Consider the following 1,642-nt stretch of genomic DNA (forward strand, 5'->3'; position numbering starts at 1 on the left):
GTGTCACCGGTCGGGGCGGCGTCGCCGGGGCCGGCCGGGCGGCGGGGGCCCGGGCGGCCCTGCTGGGGCACGCCGGGGCGCCGTGCGGTGGTGGCCCGGCCCTGGCCGGGGCCGTCCGTCCGCAACCGGTAGTTGCCGGTCGCGGGGTCCAGGACCCACTGGTCCGCCGGATCTCCGCCGTCCGACCAGTCGGGGCCGTTGCCCGAGGCGCCGCGCATACGGCCGTCTCCCGCGTTCACGGTTGTAACCCCTCCGCCTTGCCGGTCCGCGCTCCCCCTGCGCGAGTGATCTTCTGTGCATGTCGTGCCGGCGCCCTGCCGCAGCCGCTGCCGCGGAGCCGGTGCCGGAGCGGGTATGCCGAGCCGACCGGGCTCACACTAGCTGCCTAGTTCAGCCGCTCGGCAGTCACGTGACAAATCCCGCACGGTGCAAATCGGACATAACTCCCCAGAGTGGCAGGGATTTTAAGAGACCATGGTCATCCCGTGCCACAGATGTTCTGGTCGGCTGTGCGGCCGGAGAACGTCGGTGCGGCCGCGGACTCGGCGCCGTCCCCGGGCGCGGTGGCCGAGGCGGACGCCGACGCCGAGGCGGAGGCGGATGCGGACTCGGACGCGGAGGCCGACGGCGAGGGAGGGGCGGTGCCCTGGCGGTCCCCGGCGGTGGCGGTCGGCACCGACCCGGAGGTCACCCGGACCGGGCGGTCCTCCTTGAGCGCCTGGAAGAGCATGTCGGCCGCGGGCTGCACCAGCTGGTCGCGGTTGTGGTCCGGCGGGTACGGCTCACGCGGCGCGGTCAGGAACGCCACGTTCTGCGTCGGTATCGACCGCAGGCTCTCCGCCAGGTCGTACAGCGCGCCGAGCGAACTCAGCCCGGGGTCGGCGGTGATCGCCGAGGTCGCCGAATCCAGCAGCGGCCAGAGCTTGGTCGGGTTGAGCAACACACCGTCGCTCTGCACCTTCTTGACCAGCGAGGCCAGGAACTGCTGCTGCCGCCCCATCCGTTCGGTGTCGCTGCCGTCACCGAGCGTCTCCCGCACCCGCACGAACCCCAGTGCCTGCTCCCCGTCCAGCTTGTGCGGCCCGGCCGCGAGGTCGAGTCTGGCGTCCCGGTCGTGGACGTCCTGCGCGAGGCAGACGTCCACCCCGCCGACGGCGTCCACCATCTTCTTGAAGCCGGAGAAGTCGACGATCAGATGGTGGTCGATGCGGATACCGGTGAGGTCCTCCACGGTGCGGATCGTGCACGCCGCGCCGCCGAACTCGAAGGCCCAGTTGAACTGCACATGCTGCGGCGTGGTGTGGGAACCGTCCGGCTTCTCGCAGCTGGGCACCTGGACCATGGTGTCACGGGGTATGGAGACCGCCACCGCGCTCCTACGGTCCGCCGACAGGTGCAGCAGGATCGTGGTGTCGGAGCGCTGGCCGCCCGAGTCGCCGTACGCGGCGTTGGCGCCGCTGCGGTCGTCGCTGCCTATCAGCAGGATGTTCTCGGCGTTGTAGGTGGCCGGAGCGGTGTTGTGGGTCGGCCGGGCCGACTCCTCGTGCTGCAGGATCTGGTTGGTGGCGGTGTCGGTACGGATGTTGCCGTCCAGCCGGTGGTACGCCCACCACACGCCACCGCCGCCGGCGGCCAGCAGCAG

Annotated in this window: 1 protein-coding gene and 1 pseudogene; both read right to left on the bottom strand. The window is 71.7% G+C overall.

Going from position 1 to position 1,642, the window contains the following annotated elements:
- Window positions 1-239: pseudogene (locus AOK09_RS29455) on the bottom strand (hypothetical protein); the annotation flags it as partial.
- 239 nt (window positions 240-478) lie between these two features.
- A partial coding sequence (locus AOK09_RS29460; protein WP_055590285.1) for an LCP family protein occupies window positions 479-1,642 on the bottom strand: 1,164 nt, incomplete at its 5' end.

It is taken from the genome of Peterkaempfera griseoplana (assembly GCF_001418575.1).
Lineage (GTDB): Bacteria > Actinomycetota > Actinomycetes > Streptomycetales > Streptomycetaceae > Peterkaempfera > Peterkaempfera griseoplana.